Source organism: Actinoplanes sp. NPDC048791, assembly GCF_040650095.1.
GTDB lineage: Bacteria > Actinomycetota > Actinomycetes > Mycobacteriales > Micromonosporaceae > Actinoplanes.
This window is the reverse complement of sequence record NZ_JBEZGQ010001621.1, coordinates 1-1,265: the sequence shown is the minus strand read 5'-3', so window position 1 is coordinate 1,265 and position 1,265 is coordinate 1. Positions and strand designations below refer to the sequence as shown.

Below are 1,265 nucleotides of genomic sequence, written 5' to 3'. Positions count from 1 at the left end.
GCGACCTGCTGGCCGGCGTCCGGGAACGCGCCGCCGGAGAGGCCGGGGCGCTGCGTCAGCTGACCATCCGCGAGCACGCCTCGATGCTCGCCAGCCACCCGGCGCCGGGCCGCCGCCACGAGTGGCTGCGCGCGCGACCGTACCTTGACCCGGCGGTCACGGTGACCCCGATGGAGGCCGAGAAGCTGGGTGCGGAGCTGGCCCCGTACGCGGAGCAGTTGCGCCGGCGCGTCCGTGAGGCGTACGGCCTGTAACCGAGCCGGTCAGCGGGTGCGGGGGTTCAGGCGGCGGGTCGGTGGGGCTGTCGTCGGGTCCTCCGGCCAGGGGTGGCGGGGGTAGCGGCCTCTGAGTTCTGCTCGCACCTGGGGGTAGCCCGTTGACCAGAAGGATGCGAGGTCTCGGGTCACTGCTACCGGGCGGCCGGCTGGGGAGAGCAGGTGCAGCAGGATCGGGATGCGGCCGTCGGCCAGGCGGGGGGCTTCGCGCCAGCCGAATGCTTCCTGGACTTTTACCGCCAGGACCGGGGCTGCCGGGTCTGTGTAGTCGATTCTGACCTTTGAGCCGCTGGGGACCGGTAGGCGTTCTGGGGCTATGTCGTCCAGGCGGCCTGCTATCGACCAGGGGAGGAGGCGGCGGAGGGCTCCTGCTGTGTCGATCTTGGCCAGGTCGGCGCGGCGGCGGGACTGGCCCAGGGGGAGCCAGTCTTCCAGATTCTTGAGGAGGGCTTCGTCGTCCACGGCGGGCCATGGTGGGCCCAGGGCGGTGTGGGCGAAGGCCAGGCGGTCGCGGAGTTCTTTGGCCGCTCGGGACCAGGTGAGGAGGCTCAGGCCCTCGCGGCGGAGACCGTCGGTGAGTGCGGCTTGCAGGCGGGTCGGGTCCGGTTTTTCGATGCGGCGTTCCACCAGGGTGATCGCGCCCAGGCGTTCTGTGCGGCGGGCCACCACGTCGCCGTTCAGCCAGCCGATCTCTGTGCCTGATTCCAGCAGGGTGGAGGCCGCCTCGCGGGCCGTTGCCTCGTCCAGTGGGGCGGCGCTGCGGATGCGGGCGGTACGGGCGCCCGGGGCTCGGTCCGCGTCGGCTATCGCCAGCCAGGCGGTGCCGGCCAGGCTGCTGCCCGCGGTGAGGTCGGCGGCGGTTCCGCCGGCCATCAGGTACGCGCGGCCGCCGGGCTCGCGGACCTTGGCCACCCGTTCCGGGTACGCCAGGCCGACGATCAGTCCCGCGGCCAGGTCATCGGGCAGCCACTCCCGGCCGCCCTCCCGGCC

1 protein-coding gene and 1 pseudogene are annotated in these 1,265 nt (G+C 73.2%); one reads left to right on the top strand and one right to left on the bottom strand.

Going from position 1 to position 1,265, the window contains the following annotated elements; all coding sequences use genetic code 11:
- Positions 1 to 254, top strand: a pseudogene (locus tag AB0C29_RS49055) (hypothetical protein); the annotation flags it as partial.
- A 9-nt stretch (positions 255 to 263) separates the two neighbouring features.
- On the opposite strand, the gene AB0C29_RS49050 reads toward AB0C29_RS49055, so the two are convergent.
- Positions 264 to 1,265, bottom strand: a 1,002-nt coding sequence (locus AB0C29_RS49050) for an ATP-dependent helicase C-terminal domain-containing protein (RefSeq protein ID WP_360835331.1), incomplete at its 5' end; no start/stop codon positions are given.